The sequence below is a fragment of the Xanthobacter cornucopiae genome, from assembly GCF_043195065.2.
Lineage (GTDB): Bacteria > Pseudomonadota > Alphaproteobacteria > Rhizobiales > Xanthobacteraceae > Xanthobacter.
On record NZ_CM195531.1, the window covers coordinates 848,297 to 866,376 of the forward strand.

The window sequence follows — 18,080 nt, forward strand, 5'->3', positions numbered from 1 at the left end:
AGGGGTTGGATCCTCGGCCGGCGCCACTGGAGAGGCGAGCGCGCAAGCGCCCCCAGGAGGGGATGGCGTGGCCGCGATGCCGGGTTATTTTCTGCGCTTCGGAACCGGCTGCCGGGCTCCGGCCATGGGCGCGCCGGGTCGCAGAGGGGAGATCGTGGGAAAGGGGCCGGATCCGGTGGCCGGGGCCACCCTGATCTGCGTGGCTCAGCCGGCAGGGACCCAACCCAGGTTCGGGGCCACGGTCCGCGCGAGGTCGGTGAGCAACTGCACGTTTTCCGACAGGTTATAGGCCGGCGGCAGAAAGAGCACGATCTCGTCCGCGCTCGCGAGGCCCGGGTCGGCGAGGATGGCCGCGCTCACCTGGTCGGGGGTGCCGTGGAAGACCGGGGAAATCTGGGTGCCGGGCGGCTGGTTCACCCGCGCGGTCGGCTCGATGGCGCCCCTGGGGCGGGAGGCGGCGATGCCCAGTGTCTGGCGTTCAAGGTCATACGCGGCATATTTCTCCCGGAGTTCAGCCGTGGTGCCGACGAGGATCGAGGCAGCCACCGCGACCGGCGGTGGCGCGGTGCCCCATGTCTCGCGCCAGGTGTCGCGGAACGCCGCGATGCAGCGGGCCTGGTAGGCCCCGAAGGTTTCGCCCTCGGCGTGGCCGTGCTGCACGGTGCCGGACATGAGGCCGATGCCGAGCTGGGCGGCCTGCACCGCCGAGCCGAGGCTCGCCGCGCCCTGCCGGATGCGCGCGCGCAGGGTGGGGCTGTGCGGCGTCACGCGCAACCCGGTGCCTTCCGGAGCGCCTTGTCCCGGTCCATCCACGGTGTGGAGAATCTCGCCCGAGATCGCCGCCAGGAACCGGGCCTGCCGCCGCTTGGCCTCCATGCGGGCGTCGGTGTCCACCGTTCCGAACACCGCGTCGAAGGCCGCATTCGCCCCGGTGGCGATGGCCAGCTCCAGCCGGCCGCCGATCAGGAGGTCGGTGGTGCCCGCGGCCTCCGCCAGCAGGATCGGGTCCTGATAGCGCATCGGGATGACCGCCGAGCCCAGCCTGATGCGCGCGGTGTGCTGGCCGGCGGCGGCGAAGAATGGCAGCGGCGAGGACAGATAATGGTCGAAATGCCGCTGGTAGACCCAGCCTGACTGGTACCCCAGCCGCTCGGCGGCCTTGAACAGCTCGATCCCGTCGCGCAGCCCCTGCGCCGGTCCGGCGTCGTCGGTGAAGGACACGCGGGTGTTGAAGCCGAGCCGGGCCTTCGGGCGGAACCGCGCGGATGTCGTCATGCGATTTTCTGCGCGTTGAGAGCTGGCGCCGCGCGCGGTGTCCCGGGAGCGCCGCGTGCGGCGCCGGACGGGATCGAGTCCAGCAGCGACCGGGTATAGGGCTGCCGAGGGTTGTCGAAGATATCGGCGACGGTCCCGTGTTCGACAATGCGCCCGCGGTGCATCACCGAGACGGTGTGAGCGAGCTGGCGCACCAGGGCCAGATCATGGGAGACGAAAATATACGTCAGGCCGAGGCTGGCCTGGAGCGTCAGCAGCACCTCGACGATGTCGGCCTGCACGCTGACGTCCAGCGCGGAGGTGGGCTCGTCGAGAACGATCACGTCCGGCCTGAGGACCAGCGCGCGGGCGATGGCCACGCGCTGGCGCTGGCCTCCGGACAAGGCGCCCGGCCTGCGGGAGAGCAGGTGTTCGCCGAGGCCTACGTTCGCCAGCGCCTCGCGCACCCGCCGGGCCCGCTCCTCGCGGGTGCCGACCTGGAACCGGTCGAGCGGCTCGCGCACGAGGTGTTCCACCTTCCATGTCGGATCGAGGGAGGTGAACGGGTTCTGATAGACCAGTTGCAGGTGGCGCCAGACCGCGCGCAATGCGCCGGGCGGTCTGCCGGTGAGGCGCTCGCCGGCGATGGTGATGTCGCCGCTGTCGGGCGCCTCCAGGCCGAGCAGCAGCCGGATCGTCGTCGTCTTGCCCGAGCCCGACTCGCCGACCAGCGCATGGGTGGTGCCAGCCGGAACCGTGAACGACACGTCGTCGACGGCGGTCAGCGTCCGGCCGTCGACCGTGAAGCTCTTGGTGACGGCGCTGACCTCGATCTTGGAGGGGCCGCCCGCCCCGGTTCGCAGCCGATGAAAGCCGGGATCGCGCACATCCGCGTAGCGGTCGGGATTGAGGGCCGGAACGTCGGCATGCAGCTTTCGCGCATAGGCCGAGGCCGGCGCGGAGAAGACCGTCGCGGTGCCGCCGGCCTCCTGGACGCGGCCGTCCTTGAGCACCAGAAGCGAATCCGCCCGCTCCGCGGCGATCGCAAGATCGTGGGTGATAAGGAGCAGGCTGATGCCGAGCTCGCCTTGCAGACGCGAGAGCAGGTCGAGGATCCGCTTCTGGATGGTGACGTCCAGCGCCGATGTGGGCTCGTCGGCGACCAGCAGGGCCGGGCGCGGCAGCACGGCGAGGCCGATCAGCACCCGCTGCAGCATGCCGCCCGACAATTGGTGCGGGTAGGAGCCGTAGACGCGCAGGGGATTATCGAGGCCCACCTGGGCGAATGTCTCCAGGATGAGCGCCTTGCGGGCTGCGGTATTGGCCGTGTCGAGGAGCGCGGCCGCCTCCATCGCCTGGGCGCCGATGGTCCGCACCGGGTTGAGAGCGTTGCCGGGGTCCTGCGGCACGAAGCCCAAGGCGCGTCCCCGGAGCGGCCGGAACCGGCGTTCGGACAGCCCGAGCACCTCGGCGCCATCGAACGCGACGCGACCGCTGGCGCGCGCCTCACCGGGCAGTAGCCGCAGCACCGCGCGGGCGATGGTGGACTTGCCCGAGCCGGATTCGCCGATGAGGGCGAGGCTCCTGCCCCGGCTCAGCTCGAATCCCACCCCTGTCACGACCGCGTTCGGGCCGTAGCTGACGGACAGGTCGTCAACCCGGAGCAGCGTGGCCGAGCGCTGCGGCCCCGGCGCGGGGCCCCCGCTGGACATCACCGTCAGTCTGTCTTGCGGAGCCATCGGCTGATCCTGTTCACGGAGAGGACGGTCGCGATCGTGACGAGGGCAGGCGCGTACACCAGCCACGGCCATTTGAGGTAATCCTTGCCGATGGAGATCAGCAGGCCCCAGTCGGAGGCGGGGGGAGGGTCGCCGTAGCCGAGGAAAGCGAGGCTGGCGATCACCAGGATCGACAGGCCGAATTGCAGCACCGCCAGCGGCAGCACCGAGCGCGAGGCATTGGGGAGAACGTGCCGCCACAGGATGTGCCAGGACGAGCCGCCCGAGAGGAAGGAGGCTTCGACGAAGGTTGCCTGCCGTGTCTTGATGACCTCCGCGCGCATCACCCGGGCGAACACGGCCACCGCGGAGACGCCGGTGGCGATGGCCGCGTTGGTGGTGTCGAAGCCGATGGCGGTGACGACGATGACGGCCAGCAGGAAGTTCGGGATCGCCAGCAGCACGTCCACCAGGCGGGCGAGCACGATGTCCGTCCAGCCGCCGAGAAAGCCGGCCAGAAGACCGACCAGGCCACCGGCGAGCACGCCGATGACCACCGCGATGAGGGCGCTCGACACCGACGAGGCCGTGCCATGGACGACACGGGCGTAAAGATCGCGGCCGAGGTGGTCGGTGCCGAACCAGTGCCCCAGGCTGGGGCCGAGCAGCTTGTCGGCGGGAACGCCGTTGACCGGGTCATGGCTGGTGAACAGGCTCGGGGCGAGCGACCAGGCGACCACCAGCGCGACCATCGCGAAGGCGAGGGCGACCGTGGGCGGTACCCGGAGCGCTGCCAGCCGGCGGGCCGCCGAGGCGCGCGGAGTGCGGGACAGGGCCGCGACGGTCATGCGGCCACCGTGCGGGATGGGTCCGGCGCGTCGTCGGCGGTGGTCTGGCGGGGCCCGCCGGCCTCCGCCAGCTTCACGCGCGGGTCGAGCAGCGGATAGACGAGGTCGGCGATCAGGTTGACCAGCACGAACACCACCGCCGCCAGCGAGACCACCGCCTGCAGCACCGGCAGGTCCTGGGTGGTGACCGACCGCTGCACCAGGCTGCCGATGCCGGTGCGCCCGAACACCGTCTCGGTGATCAGCGAGCCGCCGAGCAGCTCGCCGATGGTGAGCGCGATGACGGTGACCACCGGCAGCGAGGACGGCTTGAGCAGATGCCGCGTGAAGAGGCGGGCGGGCCCAAGGCCACGGCCGCGCGCTACTGCCGCGTATTCCTGCCGGGACTCGTGGTCGAGGTTCGCGATCAACACCTCGGCGATCTGCGCCGAGACGGGGATGCCGAGGGCCGTGGCGGCGAACAGGGTGGCCCAGAAGCTGTCGGGCTCGATGACCCGGAACAGGCCGAGCTGGAAGCCGAAGGCATGGATGAGCACCAGCCCGATCACGAAGTTGGGCACCGACAGGAACAGGGACGGGAAGCCCCGCACGGCGCCCTGGCCGAGCCGCCTCGGCAGGAAGCGGGTGGCATAGGCGATCGCCATCGCCAGCAGCAGCGCGACAGCGAGCCCGCTGGCGGCGAGGATCAAGGTCGAGGGCAGCACCTCGGCGATCAGGGTTGCGACCGGCCGGCTGGAGCGCATGGACAGGCCCAGATCGCCGCTCAGGAAGTGCGACAGGGACGTCCACAGCTGCACCAGGATCGGCCGGTCGAGCCCCTGGGCGGCGATGATCGCCTGGATCTCGTCCTCGGTGAACCCGTTCTGGGGATCGCGCAGCACGTTGGTGACAGGATCGCCCGGCAGGATGCTGACGACGACGAAGGTGAAGACATAGGCGAGCAGAATGACCACCACGGCCTGGGCGATGCGTTTTGCTGCGTAGGTCAGGTAGGCGTTCCTCATGCCGGTCACCTCCTTGCGTTGTCCGGCGGCGCGGCGCGTCACTCGCTTTTCGAGGCCGTGTAGTAGCTGGCGTAGGCGATGCCGTTGTAGACTTCACCCTTGAGCTTGGGTGTCTGCACGTAGATGCGCTGGACGATCTGCGTGCGCGGGATGAAATAGCCCTGCTCGAGGACATAGCTCTGCAACTGGTCGAGGAGGGGCGCGCGGATTTCGGCGGAGCTGGCGCTGGCGATTTTATCCCGCAGCTCGTTGATCTTGGGATCGCTCTCTCCAAGAGCGAACCAGTTCTCTCCGTTGTTGGCATTGGTGAGGATGCTGGCCACCGTGCCGGCGTCGATGAAGCTGCGCGTGACCTCGTAGGCCGGCACCGCCGGGCCGCCGAACTTGACCTTCTCTCCAAAGGTCACGACGTCGTAGGCGCGGATGTTGACCTTCCAGCCGATCTTGCCGAGCTGCTGGGCGATGAGCTCGTCGATGGCCTTGGAGGTCGCGAGATAGGGGTTGGAGTGAAGTGTCAGCGTCAGCGGCTTGCCGTCCTTGACGCGGACGCCATCGGGGCCCTTCGTCCAGCCCGCCGCGTCGAGGAGCCTGCCGGCCTTGTCGGGGTCGTAGGCGAGCAATTCGCCGTGGTCGGTGGCGCCGGGCACGTTGCTCTGGATGAAGGACGTCGCCAGCTTCCAGTCGGGCGTGTAGACGGTGTCGATGATTTCCCGGCGATTGATGCCGGCCTGCAGGGCCTGACGCACCCTCGCATCGTCGTATGGCGCCAGCTTGGTGTTGATCGCGAGGCCGTTGACGAAGCCGAGATAGCGCGGTGTGGCGACGGTGAAGCCCTCGTCCTTGAGCGACTTGAGCTCCTGGGGCGAGGCGCTGTAGGCGACGTCGGCCTGGCCGGACTGGACTGCGGCGACCCGAAGCGAGGGCTCGGACACCAGCTTGTAGGTGATGGTATCGAGATGGGCGGGGCCGGTGTGGCCCACCGCCGGCGGCCCCCAATTGTAATCCTTGCGCTTGGCCAGCTTGACGAAGTCGCCTTCCTTCCAGGCTTCGACCACATAGGGGCCGCTGCCGGAGGTCTTCCCCAGATCCGCCTGTTGGGCGGCGGGTTGGGCCAGGGTCTTCGGGGAGATGAGAATGGAGCCGTGGTAGCCGAGAGTCGGGATGAAGCCGAGCGTCGGCGCCTTGAAGAAGACCTTCACCGTGCGCGGGTCGAGCGCCTCGGCGCGGTCGTAGGTCTTGGGAAAGAGGCCGATGGGATTGATGCCCTCACCCTTGCGGCCGGCATACCAGATGTCGAGGTTCGCGACCACGGCGGCCGCATCGAGCGGGGTGCCGTCGGAGAAGGTCACACCGTCCTTGAGGTGCAGGGTGAATTCGGTGGCGGCGTCGTTCTGTTCCCAGCGTTCGGCGATCCAGGGGCTGACCTTGCCGTCCGCATCCACATAGACGAGCTTGTCGGTCACATGGCCCCAGATGTGGCCCTGGAAGCTGGAAATCGCGCTGTTGTTCGGAATCCAGGTGCTGCCGAGGGAGTCGATCAGAAAGGTGATGCCCCCGCCCGCGCGCGGGCCATCGGCGCTGTGCGCCGGCCCCAGCCCCGCCGTCGCCACCAGGGCCACGGCGGCGAGCGCCGAAGTCGCGATCAGCAGGCGGCGCCGGGAACGGGAAAACACGGACAAGGATTGGGTCATGACGAGATCCTGAGGTTCGATGGTGTCCGGGCGGGTGGCAGGCCCGGGTTTTTGTCCGTCACGCGCAACGCCGTTGCGGCCCGCCGCCCGGCTGCCATGCCCGCGCGGGCGGGCGCCGATGGGGAGTTGCGGTGCGTTGACCACGGCTCCGGTGTCCGCCCCGACCAGGAGCGGGTGATGAGCCGCGCGCCCGGCGATCCCAGGCGCCGCCCGTGCGGATGATCGTGATGGTGCGTTGCGCCTGCCGCTTCGCCACGGCTTGCCCCTGTGGATGCGCGAAAATGGTCGATGCGATGGGCGGCAAGAGCCGCGATGACAACCAGTCTAGGATCAAATATTATTTTGTCTATGGATTTGATATAATAATGATGGGAATGCGGCACCGCCCCCGGAGGGCTCAATCGGCGGCGAAAATTTAGGCTGAAGTCATTGGGTGCCGGTCGTGCCGCGCGCTGCCCAAGGACTCCGGATTCGCGGACACCGGGTTCGCAAGGCCTGGATTCGCGGGGGCGCGGCGCGACTGGCCGCCTCATCGGAATGGTGGGCAGGAGTCATCCACAGGGTTCTGGCCTCGTCTTGTCCACTCCCCCTGCCTCGCATGCCGCCGGCCTGCGAAACCAATGCCGGCGCCGTCTCGCGACCCCTGCGCGCGGGATGCCCGCAGCCTCTATCCACAGGGCAGGGAACGAGAACATGGCCGTCATGACGTTTTTTTGGCGCTCGGCTCTTTCCTTCCCGGGGGTGGGTTGCTACATACGCCTCACCGAACGACGACGCCGCCGGCAACGAACTTCGGACTTGACGCGGGGTGGAGCAGCCCGGTAGCTCGTCAGGCTCATAACCTGAAGGTCGCAGGTTCAAATCCTGCCCCCGCAACCATCTTTACTTGCGAAGACCCCACCCCCGAGGTGGGGTTTTTCGTTTGCGCGGAAATCGCAAGGATTCCAGCGAGATCGCCCTGTACGTCGATCTCCACCTTGCCCTCCACAGGCGTCAGCACAATCTGATCCACCAGCGAGCGAATGGTGTCGGCGGCTTCGATCCGTTTGCCCTCATCTTCATCCTGAAGGGAATCGTAGAGGTTCTGTATCCGCTTGCGGTATTGCAGCGCCATGCTCGGGTGGAGCAGGGGAGGCGGCTCGTCCGCTTCGGCGAGGAACCGTTCCAGATCGACTTTTCTGGCTTCAAGCTTCTTGCTTCGCTCTTTCACCATTTCTACGGAGAGCGCATCGCTCAGGTAGAGATCGAGAATCTTTTCCAGTTCTCGGTTGATCTTGGCCAACTCGGCCTCAGACGAGGCGATGCCGGCGCGGCTTTCCATGCGGAGACGATTCATCTCCTGCGTGAAGACCTCACAGAAATGGGCAAACAGCTCAGGATCAACGAGCCTGGTGCGCAACGCATTCAGGACCCGTGATTCCAACTCGTCACGGCGGATGTTGACGCGGTTGTCACAGGTGCCCTTGTTGCGGGCGGTCGAGCATCCGATCAGCGTTGCCGAGATCGCGGAGTACCCGCCACCGCAGCATGCACATTTAGTCAGGCCCGAGAAGAGGTATTTGGGGCGCCGCCTGTGATTGACAGTGCGGACATCCGTGCTGCCGTTGTCGTCGCGGGTGAGCTTGTTCTTCTCCTGCCGTGCCTTCACTGCATTCCAGAGATCGTCGTCGAGGATCCGGAGCTCTGGCGTCTCCTGGATGACCCATTCCGATTCCGGGTTGGGGCGGGCCTGTCGCTTTCCGGTGTTCGGGTCCTTTACGAAGCGTTGCCGGTTCCAGACGATCTTGCCGACATACATCTCATTATTGAGGATGCCGTTGCCACGTTTCGGGTTGCCGTTGATCGTGCTGAAACCCCAGTCGCCGCCCGAAGGGGCCGGAATGCCGTCCTTGTTCAGTGCAAAAGCGATGGTCTTTGCCGACTTACCGGCGGCGTAGTCGCGGAAGATGCGGAGAACGACGGCGGCCTGGTCTTCGTTGATGGTGCGGTCGCCGCGAATGGGTTCGCCATTGGCGTCCAGCTTCTTGACCACATCGTAGCCATAGGAATTGCCGCCACCCGATTTGCCAGCCTCGACACGGCCGCGCTGGCCGCGGCGGGTCTTGTCAGCAAGATCTTTAAGGAAGAGGGCATTCATCGTGCCCTTCAGACCGACATGCAGATGGCTGACCTCGCCTTCAGACAAGGTGAACATCTTCACATCCGCATAGGACATGCGTTTGAAGATACCGGCGATGTCTTCCTGATCACGCGAGAGGCGATCCATCGCCTCAGAGAGGATCACGTCGAACCGGCCACTCATGGCGTCGGTCATCAGGGCCTGGATGCCCGGACGGATCAGGGATGCTCCTGAAATCGCGTGGTCCGTATATTCTTCGATGACGTGCCAGCCCTGCTTTTCGGCATGGAGGCGGCACATGCGAAGCTGGTCGGCGATGGAAGCGTCGCGTTGATTGTCAGAAGAATAACGGGCGTAGATCGCGACTTTCAAAACATTGCTCCCATCCGCATCAGGAGGTGCGCTTCCTCCTTTGCCTGGACAACTTCACTTCCTCTGCAAAGCATTCCCGTGCCGCCTGCTTTGCCAGGATGCCGACCAGACGCAGAAGGCGAGGGTCGGGACTGCCGCACGGCGTAAACGTCAACTCCGGCGCGTCCAGCAGCAAAGATTCGAGCAGGGCTTCGCGCTCGGCTACTGTCATCTTTGCTGTGTTTTGTGGGGCTCGCAAGGTCATAACTGACAGCATTCGTCCCATGCCCGGCATTAGCAACGAAATTTGCGGGCGAACATTTGGCGGCGTTCAGTGTGCCAATGCGCGTTACGGCGTGCGGCGGCGTAACATGGCGTGCCATGGCAGAGTAAAATAACCTGTCGGAATCGCTCGCTGTCGCCGTCATCTTTTGCCTCGTTGCTGGTCCCTCGGAAGCTGTTGCTTGCAAATGAGACTTTATCGTATTGTAATTAGAGATACAAGGCGCTATCTTCCGACTAAGGAGACTCGCTATGGGCAACACTGCCGAACGCAAGGAATATCCGATCTCGATGCGTCTGCCCGAAGCGGATGTTGCCATGATCGATCGCGCCGCCAGCCTGCGCGGCCGCTCGCGCACCGATTTCGTGCGAGATGCCGCTGTGCGCGCGGCCGAGGAGGTCGTCATGGAGCAGGGCCTGATCCGGATGAGCCCGGAAGGCTTTGCTCAGTTCATGGATGTGCTGTCGCGCCCGGCCGCTCCTGTTCCGGAGATGGTTGAAGTGCTGAAGCGGCCTGCGCCGTGGGAGCCCGGCTACGCGGCGAAGCGGTAATCCCTTGCTGCTTTCAGGACCCGAGCTGCTTTCCGCCGCCCACGATGTTTCCCAGTTTTCCTGTGGCAAACCGACGCTCGACCACTGGCTGAAGACCCGCGCGCTCTCCAATCAGCAGAAGGGCTTTACCGCCGTTCTCGTCGTGCATGAGGCAGAGCGTGTGGTGGGATATTACGGCCTTGCACCAACAGCCGTTGTGCCATCGGTGCTACCGCGCTCCATCCGGACGGGGCAGCCGCCTAATCCAATTCCCTGCATGCTGCTTGGTCAGCTCGCGACCGATATCGGCTCGGCCGGGTTGGGCATCGGGACTGGCCTTGTGAAGCACGCCCTCCAACGGTGCGTTCAGGCCGCATCGCTGATCGGTGGGCGGGCATTGATGGTCAACGCCGTCGACGGGGAGGCTGCCGAATTCTGGCAGCGCCGAGGATTTGAGCCTACCAGAGATGATGAACTGGTCCTGTTTCGCTCGATCAGCGATATTGCTGCGTCGCTCCGTGAGGCTGGAAGGTGAATAGCCCCATGTTTGGTGGACGTCTTCCTTGCTAAATTGAGGCAAGGACCTACGCCGGACATTCAAGACGGTGACCGGCAAGGCGAGGATCTCGAAGGAAATCCGCGACCGCCTCCAGAACCACGCGTTGCAGGATGCCAGCTGCGAGAAGCATGACTGCTAGGCACTACATGGTGGAAAAGCGCGCCGACATGACGAAAAGGGAAAAGTTCGTCTCCGCCACGCTTGCCAAGAAGTGCCGGAAGGGCATGCAATAGCCCGGCGTTCGACGGCATTCAGATCCTGTCTGAAAACCGATCATAGGCATCGATCCGCCGAACCGGGGGATCGACCTCATACCGATAGATTTCCGTTCTCAAGAACCGTAGCTCGGCCTCGAGCTGAGCCTCGGGAACGTCAATATACCATGCGCGCGGCTGCGGGCCGGGATCGCCGTTCCAGCGGTATCCCCGCGCTTTGAGGACATCCTTGAGGTCAAAGGGTGCGTTCTCCGCCCAGATTCGCCAAAAAACGGCACGGGCGCCGTCCAGGAGACGGCTGAGACCTGTAGCGCCAGATCGGGGCAGCCACATTGCCAGCAACTCGACCGTAGCAAGACAGTCGTACATCGCGCGGTGGCGGTCGTAGAAGAAGCCGGCGGCCTGAGCGAGATAGGCGAGTTTCGTGCCCTCGAACCCCTCCGCTGCCCAATCGATCTGGCTGAGCGAGCATGCCCACGGCTTCGTCGAGAACACGTCGCTGAATCGTTCAAGGAAGCGGCGGTCGAACGCCGCATTGTGCGCGATGACGAGCGAAGCCGGCGCTGCGAATGTGGCTACCGCTGCGGGATCAATAATCTGGCCGGCCACCATCTCGTTGGTGATGCCCGTGATCGCGGTGATTTCCGGGGCGATAGGCTCGCTCGGCTGACGCAGCCCTTGGAAGCTGTCACCCACGCTGAAAATGGTGCCATCCAAGCCATAGTTGAATGGTGTCATGGCGAGTTCGATGATCTCGTCGCGCTGATGGTCGAGCCCCGTGGTCTCCACATCGACCACCAGGCCAAGGCGCAGCGGCGTGCCTGGCGGAGGAACGATGCGAGGGCGCGGCTTGAGACGCCGGACGACCCGGTAGTCTCCCGTGGCCTCCAGCGTCTGCGCCAGGGTCTCCAGATGGTCAGAAGATGTCATCGTCTGACGCTTCGTTTGCTGCCATCGGCTCCCCTCCAGCGGTATCGACCGGAGCGAGTCGAATGCCGGCAGCTCGACCTTCTTCGTGGAACCACAAATCGACCACGGCGGTGTCGTCGCTGCGCGGCCGCGGTGATGCCTCCCGCACCTTGAATGTCGTCGGGAGATTGACCGAGGTTCCGAACACCAGCGCGTGCTGCCGAGGCAATGACGGTAACCGTTTCAGGACCGAATCCGAGATGAACGGCGTCATCTGCCGAATCTGAGAAAGATCGTCGGGGTTCTGGATGCGGTGAACCAGGAAATTGGAGCACTGGCTGAGAACCGTCTTGGACAGCTCACTCGGGCGTTGTGATGCCAAGAGCACGAACATGCCGTATTTGCGTCCTTCCTTGGCGATGCGCTCGAATATCTTGGTCGCGTCCACTGCATAGCGGGATGGCGTCGCCGAGATGTAGCGGTGCGCTTCTTCCAGCAGAAGATGGATCGGAAAGCGATTGCGCGGATCGGCGCGCCGGAGCAGGCGAAACAGCATCCGCGCGATCACGGCGCTGACCAGTTCGACCACCTCGTCCTCGACGTCATTCATGTCGATGATGATGATCTGATTGGCCTTGGTGTGGCCGGTTCCCTTGCCGGTCAGGCCGACCAGCCGAGTGAGAAACTCCAGCTCTCCATTGTCGGCGGCCGCGCCGCCCGCCTCATGCCGGAGGAATTCATACTCAGGGCGATCTTCCAGTGCCTGGAAGCGCGTCACCATCTGGGAGCAGTAGTCTCGGATTTGCCGATTACCGTGCGCCTCCGCATACAGGATGGCGAGGTCTATTGCATCGCCGAGTGCCGAAAAGTCGAATGGCAGGTTTTGATAGGCAGGAAGCTTCAAATCCTCCAACTCGAAACCGTTCGGGCCAACCAGATAAGCATCCAGACCCGCAGGGTTGGCCATTTGGCCAAAGTTGATCGCAATATATGGCCGGATTTTTGCCGCGTTGATCTCGTTCGTGCTGAAGCGCTGGAGGATGCCAATGATCCGATCATGCTTGGACGGGCTCGACGAGTCGTCGCGCATAATCTGGGTGATGCACTTGGCGAGGATGTGATTGCGGACGCTGTTGAGTTCTGCGGCCCCCGCATTTGAGAACAAGGTCGAGAGCCCGAGCGCCATGCGCAGGATGGGCACCTGAGTGCGCTCGCTGGCTTGCAGCAACAGCTCCCATTCCGCCAGTTCCAGAAACCAGTGCGGCAAGCGGAAGCCCGCTGCCGTACCGTCGAGGACGACACGCCCGACTCCGATCGCTCCCTCCTTCGCGGAAGCGCTCAGAGCGGCGTGATACTCGCCGTTGACGTCGAAGACGATGAAGGTCGCGCCGCGGGCGTGATGCTCCTTCGGCTTGCAGAAAAGGGACTGCAAGACCGAGGCGACCGTGCAGGATTTACCGCTGCCGGTATTGCCCAGGACGGCGACATGACCGCCGAAGAACTCGTTCAGACGAACTTTGACGTCGTAGTCCTCGAACACCACCGACTTGCCGATCGGTAGAACCCGATAGCGCGTGGCCCCTTCGGGTTGGCAGGCGCCGCCATCCGGGCCGACTGACGGCTCGACGGCGGCCTCGGTCTCAAAGATGCGATCGAGCTCGCCATCCAGCGCATACAGTGCGTCCGCATACAGAGACGGGAAAACCGACACACCGAAGCGAAACGCGCCGCCGCGCATCGGCAACATGCCGACGGGCACCACGTCCAGATATTTCGAGGAGCCGGCCCGGTCGAAATCGCCCCGCTCGGAAGGCGTGCTCGCGTCGCGCTCACGCAGGCCGACAACCTCGACCACGACATATTCCGACTGCGACGGAATCATCAGGAATGATCCCAGCCGCGCCACATAATGCACGTCGTCGAAGCCGACGACCGTGAAGTTATCGGTGCCGACGTGCATCTCGACGACAAAGCGGTCGGCCGCAACCGAGACCACCTTGCCGATCGCCCGCTTGCGATCGTCGTGGCTCATGCCTCGCCATCCTTCGTCTCGTCGTCCCTTTTCGGCGCCAGCTCCGACAACACCTTGCGGACGGCATCATCAATCCTGTCGCTGGGGCGCTGGGGCATGAAATGCTCGACGATCATGTCGAAGTAGTGCGCCCTCGTTCCGTCGGAAGGGCCATTGCCTCCAATGATCCAAATGCGCGGATCGCGCAGCGCCCGCAGCTTGGCGATCTCTCCCTCCGTATCCGGCGCCGCAAAGATCACCAAGCGGAAGGTCGGGATCGTCAGAGCCTGATAGATGATGTTGTTCAGGTGCTCGTCGCCGAAGGCGTAGCCGGCCGTGATGAGAACGCTCTGCTCGCGCACGATCCGGGACTGAAATTCCCGGAACAGGTCTGCGTAGGGCGAGCCGAGCGAAGAGTTCTGCTTCGCCGGCGTCGGATAGATCAGCATCTGGTTTGAGGATTCCGGCGGCCAGACCTCCTTGATCGGGAACAGGCCATGATCGTCCTCGGTCCAAGTGACCGAACCATGCAATTTGCAGAGATAGACGAAGGCGTCGACGGCGGTCCATTTGCGGCTGGCGACGTCGAGCTGCTCGGCCAGAGCATAGCGGAAGATCGCCGGGTTGAAGCGGCGTTCTACGACGCCGGAAAAACCGTTGGCATAGGGAATGCCCAGGCGATCCATCGCCAATTCGCTGAAATGATCGTAGTTGGTCGTGAACACCCAGGGCCGGGGCAAGGACCGATCGCGTAGGACCAGTTTCTTGTAGAAACGCTCGTAGAGGTCGCGCACGGTCGTGTCGCCCTCCGTGGCGAAGGCCCCTTGGGTGACACGGGTCCATAGGAAGTCCTGGACCTTCTTGATGATGCCGTCGAGAACAGCGCGATAGGGGTGAAGATCGGGATTCTCGCTCTGGCGCAGCACGAACCGTTGCGCGAACAGCACTTCCATCAAGCGTTCCAGGTTACGGCTGTAATCCTTCGCCAGGTCGACCCCGAGCGCGTCGAGATAGTCGAGTTCGCCTTTGGTCAGCCGCCACGGTGCCGGTACAGCGCCGGCTGTTGGCGGATCGCTGTAGAATCCCGCCGCGCGTGCCTCGATGGTTTCGCCGCAAAACTCCTTGGCCAGCGGCGCCATGGTCGCAATGCCGAGTTCCTTTTTGTCCTTCATCAGGGAAGAACATCCGGCGCCGAGCAGAAATGCGATGTTCTTGGCGTTCATGGCCTCGGAAATCGCCTTGCGGGCGCTCTCGATCCCCTTGTTCCAGTCCAGTTCAGATGGCTCGGCATCGCCGTCCCGCAGAAACTGGAATTTTCGCTCGTCTTCGACTTCGCTCATATACCCCCGGTCCTCCCAGTTTCTTACTTGGCTGCTCTGTTCGCGCGCGCGGCTATATCAGCGCACTGCGCCATGAGCGCTTCGAACGGCTCCTCGTCGTCGAAGAGCAGTCCATCCTCAACCATGCGGGCATAGTCATCCTCCAACGCCTTCGCGCCATCGCCGACCGGCACGAGTTGCAAGCCGCCGCTGACAGCCGCTGCATAGTCGATCGGCGTGCGGTCGGCGGCCTTCTCTGCGAAGAACATCGACTTGTGCCGAGCGACAGCGTTGGCCAGGTCGCGATCGGCAAAAGCGGCTTCCGCGAAGCCGGCTTCGTCCAGTCGGACGACATCGTGCCAATGTCGCGCGAAGCGGTCGCCGCGCAGCCGCTCCTGAAGGCAGAAGGCGTGGATGGCGGTCGCCTTCTCCCAGAACGTCCGCTCCGCGTGCATGACGCGCGGCCGCGCCGTCGGAAACACCAGGCCGTCGATCAGGCCGGCCGCGTCGCAGACGACGTCGCGCAGGCTCGCGGGTTCGCCCGTCGAGCGCGCGCCGAACTCCAGCATGACGCTTGGAGCCACATAGCCGGACCCGGCTGCGGTCGCCTCATAGTCGATGAAGAGCTTCTCATCCTCGACGCGGACGGCCGCCGCCAGCCCTTCAGCGGCTAGGGCCTTCGCGATTACCGGCTGCACCGTCTCTGCGACCCAGCCCGCAAACGCCGGCGGACCTCGCTGGACCAGCGCTTTTCCTCGCTTCGTGTCTTCGGCAGACCCTCGCCATTGTCCCCGACCAGATCGGGCGCAATCGCCCGAATGTCGTAGGTCAGATCCACATCCTCCGAAAAACGGCGAATGACCTGATAGGCTTTTGACAGCGACGTCCCGCCCTTGAACACCAGATGTTCGCCGAGCGGTGCCGCGTAGAGGGTCGCCAGCGCCCACACCACCCACACATCCTTTTCGAGAAGATGGGTGGGACGACCCGAACGGTCGGCGACGACGCCCAACGCGTCACGCCGATCCTCGGCCGAAAGCTGGAGGAAAACGTCAGCCATAGGCCGCCTTTCCGACGCTCTGCGCGAGCCATGTCGGAAGCTGCGGCGCGGCGGCGACCAGTTCGCCGAACACACCAGGCGGCATCTTCCGTTTCAATGTCGTGAGCGCGGCCTCCGCCCTTTCGGGGCCGAGCCAGGCCAGCGCCCGCACGGCCTCCCCCGCGGGGCGGTTGGCCAGGGCCAGTTGCCAGCGCGGCGCGTGCCGCAATTCGACGACCTGCTTGCCGAGGTGCATCTTTCGGCTGCGCCCGGAGGTCAGATAGACCGAGCGGACGGGCACCTGCGTCGTCAAGCCAAGCGCGTTCGCCGCGGCGGCTCCGTTCGAGACGATGATCTCCCCTTTTTGGGTCGCGAGGGCCTCGACAGCCTGCTCGACCGAAGGTGCGCGCGTGCCAAACCGACTGGCGATGGGGCGCAGATAGACGCCACGACCGGCGCGGATGAGCTGCCCGCGCTCGGACAGACGCGACAATGCCTGATCCACGGCTGCCCGGTTTCCGAGGTGGAGCAGGCCCTTGGCGGACACGGGCATCCCTTCGGGAAGTCCCGTCGCATGTGCCAGAATCTGTTCGGTCAGCCGTGTCATCGTCTTTCTCCTGTTGGAAATATACGCGAGTTTCTGACAGTTTTCAAGGAAGCGCAGGGGAACATACCGAATAGGGGGAAAGCCTTCCCCTGCGGCCGAGCCTTGGTCTCTGCCTACCCCTTCTGCGGGGAGATCCCCGCAACGCCCCCTTCAGAGTGAGAGTGCGGACGGATTTTCCGTGACGGGTTAAGAGCTGGAGGAGAGGCTTCCGGCGCCCGTCGCGGAGATCATCCCGATGGCCAGACAGGGTCGTAACCTCGCGGAAGGTGGCGCGCGCAGCAACCTTTACGACGACATCACCAACAAGATCATCGCCGAGCTGGAGCAAGGGCGGTTGCCATGGGTCCAGCCCTGGGGTGCGTCGCCTGATACCGCCCCGCTGGGCCTGCCGAGAAATGCCTCAACCGGCCGGTCCTATTCCGGTATCAATATTCTCATCCTCTGGGGCGCTGTCATCCAGCACGGCTTCCCCGGTCAGACGTGGCTGACTTTCCGCCAGGCCCTTTCGCTTGGCGGCAATGTCAGGAAGGGCGAACGTGGCACCACCGTCGTTTATGCCGACCGTTTCACTCCCGAGGACGAAAAGCGCCGTGCCCGCGAAACAGGTGAGGATGCGTATGCCATTCCATTCCTGAAGCGGTTCACGGTCTTCAATGCCGCGCAATGCGATGGTCTGCCTGATGACATCACGGCAGTCGCGCCGCCACCGCCGCCGGGCCTGATAGCACCTCGGGTCAAGGAGCTGATCGGAGCCACCGGCGTCGATTTCCGTATCGGTGGTAATCGCGCCTTCTACATGCCGTCCCTCGACTATGTGCAGGTACCGCCTCCGCAAGCCTATTTCGAGCCGATCAACTGGCACAGGACGGCCCTGCATGAGCTGGGGCACGCCAGCGGCCATCACAGCCGCCTCAACCGCGATCTGACCGGCTCGTTCGGTTCGAAGAAATACGCCTTCGAGGAAATGATTGCCGAACAGACCGCGGCCTTCAGTTGCGCCGCGCTCGGGATCGTGCCGACCGTCCGCCATGCCGATTATATCGGATCGTGGTTGGAGGTCATGCGCGAGGATTCCCGCGCGATTGTCCGCGCGGCCTCGCAGGCCAGCAAGGCGGCGGACTGGTTGCTGTCGCATCTTCCGGCCGACGACGCCGGGGAGCCCGATACGAGCGTAACCGACCGGAGGGCTGCGGCATGATCCTCCTGACCAGCACACAGCGCGACCGCCTGCTGGAAAATGGCCGCCAGCGCGAACAGGATCACATCCCGGTCGTGAAGTTCTTCAACCCCCTCGGCGAGGGCGCCTGGCTCGCCACCGAGCTGGATGAGGATGGCGACATCATGTTCGGCCTGGCCGATCTCGGCCATCCCGAACTGGGTTCGTGGAGCCTTGGCGAGATGGCATCAGTCCGGCTGCCCTTCGGCATGGTCATCGAGCGCGATCTGCTGTTCACCGGGGATTTCCCGATCTCGGTCTGGGCCGAGGCCGCCCGCGAAACCGGCAGCATCCGCGCCGCCGAGCGTCTGCTCTACCGCATCGGCGCACGATTCTCCCGTACATCCGCCGATACAGAAAACCGGAGTGCCTGATTTCCGGGTTTCAGGTTCTGCGGCTGGCGTCGC

At 64.6% G+C, this 18,080-nt stretch carries 15 protein-coding genes, 1 tRNA gene and 3 pseudogenes; 7 read left to right on the plus strand and 12 right to left on the minus strand.

Features of this window, described 5'->3' with window-relative positions; genetic code table 11:
* Positions 1 to 204: 204 nt before the first annotated feature.
* The 5 genes from V5F53_RS03690 to V5F53_RS03710 are packed head-to-tail and all read right to left on the minus strand — an operon-like array spanning position 205 to position 6,515.
* Positions 205 to 1,275, minus strand: a complete 1,071-nt coding sequence (locus tag V5F53_RS03690; protein WP_393997877.1) for an LLM class flavin-dependent oxidoreductase — start codon at positions 1,273 to 1,275, stop codon at positions 205 to 207.
* Positions 1,272 to 2,993: a dipeptide ABC transporter ATP-binding protein gene (locus tag V5F53_RS03695; RefSeq protein ID WP_393997878.1), complete on the minus strand. Its 1,722-nt coding sequence runs from the start codon at positions 2,991 to 2,993 to the stop codon at positions 1,272 to 1,274. Before V5F53_RS03695 ends, V5F53_RS03690 begins: the two co-directional genes overlap by 4 nt.
* The gene (locus V5F53_RS03700; protein ID WP_393997879.1) at positions 2,972 to 3,820 is read right to left on the minus strand and encodes an ABC transporter permease; all 849 of its coding nucleotides are present in this window, start codon (positions 3,818 to 3,820) and stop codon (positions 2,972 to 2,974) included. The genes V5F53_RS03695 and V5F53_RS03700 overlap by 22 nt, the downstream gene beginning before the upstream one ends.
* The gene (locus V5F53_RS03705) at positions 3,817 to 4,824 is read right to left on the minus strand and encodes an ABC transporter permease (RefSeq protein WP_393997880.1); all 1,008 of its coding nucleotides are present in this window, start codon (positions 4,822 to 4,824) and stop codon (positions 3,817 to 3,819) included. The genes V5F53_RS03700 and V5F53_RS03705 overlap by 4 nt, the downstream gene beginning before the upstream one ends.
* A gap of 38 nt (positions 4,825 to 4,862) precedes the next feature.
* Positions 4,863 to 6,515: an ABC transporter substrate-binding protein gene (locus V5F53_RS03710; RefSeq protein WP_393997881.1), complete on the minus strand. Its 1,653-nt coding sequence runs from the start codon at positions 6,513 to 6,515 to the stop codon at positions 4,863 to 4,865.
* Between the two features lie 802 nt (positions 6,516 to 7,317).
* Here V5F53_RS03710 and V5F53_RS03715 point away from each other — a divergent pair.
* Together V5F53_RS03715 and V5F53_RS03720 are read left to right on the plus strand one after the other, a co-directional pair.
* Positions 7,318 to 7,394: transfer RNA gene (locus V5F53_RS03715), tRNA-Met, on the plus strand.
* A gap of 43 nt (positions 7,395 to 7,437) precedes the next feature.
* Positions 7,438 to 7,932, plus strand: a complete 495-nt coding sequence (locus V5F53_RS03720; RefSeq protein WP_393997882.1) for a hypothetical protein — start codon at positions 7,438 to 7,440, stop codon at positions 7,930 to 7,932.
* A 36-nt stretch (positions 7,933 to 7,968) separates the two neighbouring features.
* Here the strand turns inward: V5F53_RS03720 and V5F53_RS03725 are convergent.
* Positions 7,969 to 9,006 (minus strand): annotated as a pseudogene (locus V5F53_RS03725) (recombinase family protein); the annotation flags it as partial.
* A gap of 19 nt (positions 9,007 to 9,025) precedes the next feature.
* Entirely contained in the window at positions 9,026 to 9,217 is a 192-nt protein-coding gene (locus tag V5F53_RS03730; protein WP_148207751.1) for a hypothetical protein, read from the minus strand.
* Positions 9,218 to 9,519: 302 nt separating this feature from the next.
* Between V5F53_RS03730 and V5F53_RS03735 the strand changes: the two genes are divergently transcribed.
* The 3 genes and pseudogenes from V5F53_RS03735 to V5F53_RS03745 all read left to right on the plus strand — a co-directional run.
* Positions 9,520 to 9,819, plus strand: a complete 300-nt coding sequence (locus V5F53_RS03735; RefSeq protein WP_010335689.1) for a type II toxin-antitoxin system TacA family antitoxin — start codon at positions 9,520 to 9,522, stop codon at positions 9,817 to 9,819.
* A 4-nt stretch (positions 9,820 to 9,823) separates the two neighbouring features.
* Positions 9,824 to 10,333, plus strand: coding sequence for a GNAT family N-acetyltransferase (locus tag V5F53_RS03740; RefSeq protein ID WP_393997883.1), 510 nt, complete (start codon positions 9,824 to 9,826; stop codon positions 10,331 to 10,333).
* A gap of 43 nt (positions 10,334 to 10,376) precedes the next feature.
* Positions 10,377 to 10,590, plus strand: a pseudogene (locus V5F53_RS03745) (site-specific integrase); the annotation flags it as partial.
* Positions 10,591 to 10,608: 18 nt separating this feature from the next.
* Here V5F53_RS03745 and V5F53_RS03750 read toward each other — a convergent pair.
* The 5 genes and pseudogenes from V5F53_RS03750 to V5F53_RS03770 form a co-directional block, all read right to left on the minus strand.
* Positions 10,609 to 11,502, minus strand: a complete 894-nt coding sequence (locus tag V5F53_RS03750; protein WP_393997884.1) for a 3'-5' exonuclease — start codon at positions 11,500 to 11,502, stop codon at positions 10,609 to 10,611.
* Positions 11,489 to 13,513, minus strand: coding sequence for an ATP-binding protein (locus V5F53_RS03755; protein ID WP_393997885.1), 2,025 nt, complete (start codon positions 13,511 to 13,513; stop codon positions 11,489 to 11,491). Before V5F53_RS03755 ends, V5F53_RS03750 begins: the two co-directional genes overlap by 14 nt.
* Positions 13,510 to 14,832, minus strand: coding sequence for an SIR2 family protein (locus V5F53_RS03760; RefSeq protein ID WP_151616540.1), 1,323 nt, complete (start codon positions 14,830 to 14,832; stop codon positions 13,510 to 13,512). The genes V5F53_RS03755 and V5F53_RS03760 overlap by 4 nt, the downstream gene beginning before the upstream one ends.
* Before the next feature lie 23 nt (positions 14,833 to 14,855).
* Positions 14,856 to 15,871 (minus strand): annotated as a pseudogene (locus V5F53_RS03765) (nucleotidyl transferase AbiEii/AbiGii toxin family protein).
* Positions 15,864 to 16,457: a DUF6088 family protein gene (locus tag V5F53_RS03770; RefSeq protein ID WP_010335695.1), complete on the minus strand. Its 594-nt coding sequence runs from the start codon at positions 16,455 to 16,457 to the stop codon at positions 15,864 to 15,866. Before V5F53_RS03770 ends, V5F53_RS03765 begins: the two are co-directional and overlap by 8 nt.
* Before the next feature lie 235 nt (positions 16,458 to 16,692).
* On the opposite strand from V5F53_RS03770, the gene V5F53_RS03775 reads away from it, so the two are divergent.
* Positions 16,693 to 17,655, plus strand: coding sequence for an ArdC family protein (locus V5F53_RS03775; protein WP_393997886.1), 963 nt, complete (start codon positions 16,693 to 16,695; stop codon positions 17,653 to 17,655).
* A complete protein-coding gene (locus V5F53_RS03780; protein ID WP_393997887.1) occupies positions 17,652 to 18,047 on the plus strand; it encodes a DUF2958 domain-containing protein in 396 nt (131 codons plus the stop codon). Before V5F53_RS03775 ends, V5F53_RS03780 begins: the two co-directional genes overlap by 4 nt.
* Positions 18,048 to 18,080 lie beyond the last annotated feature (33 nt).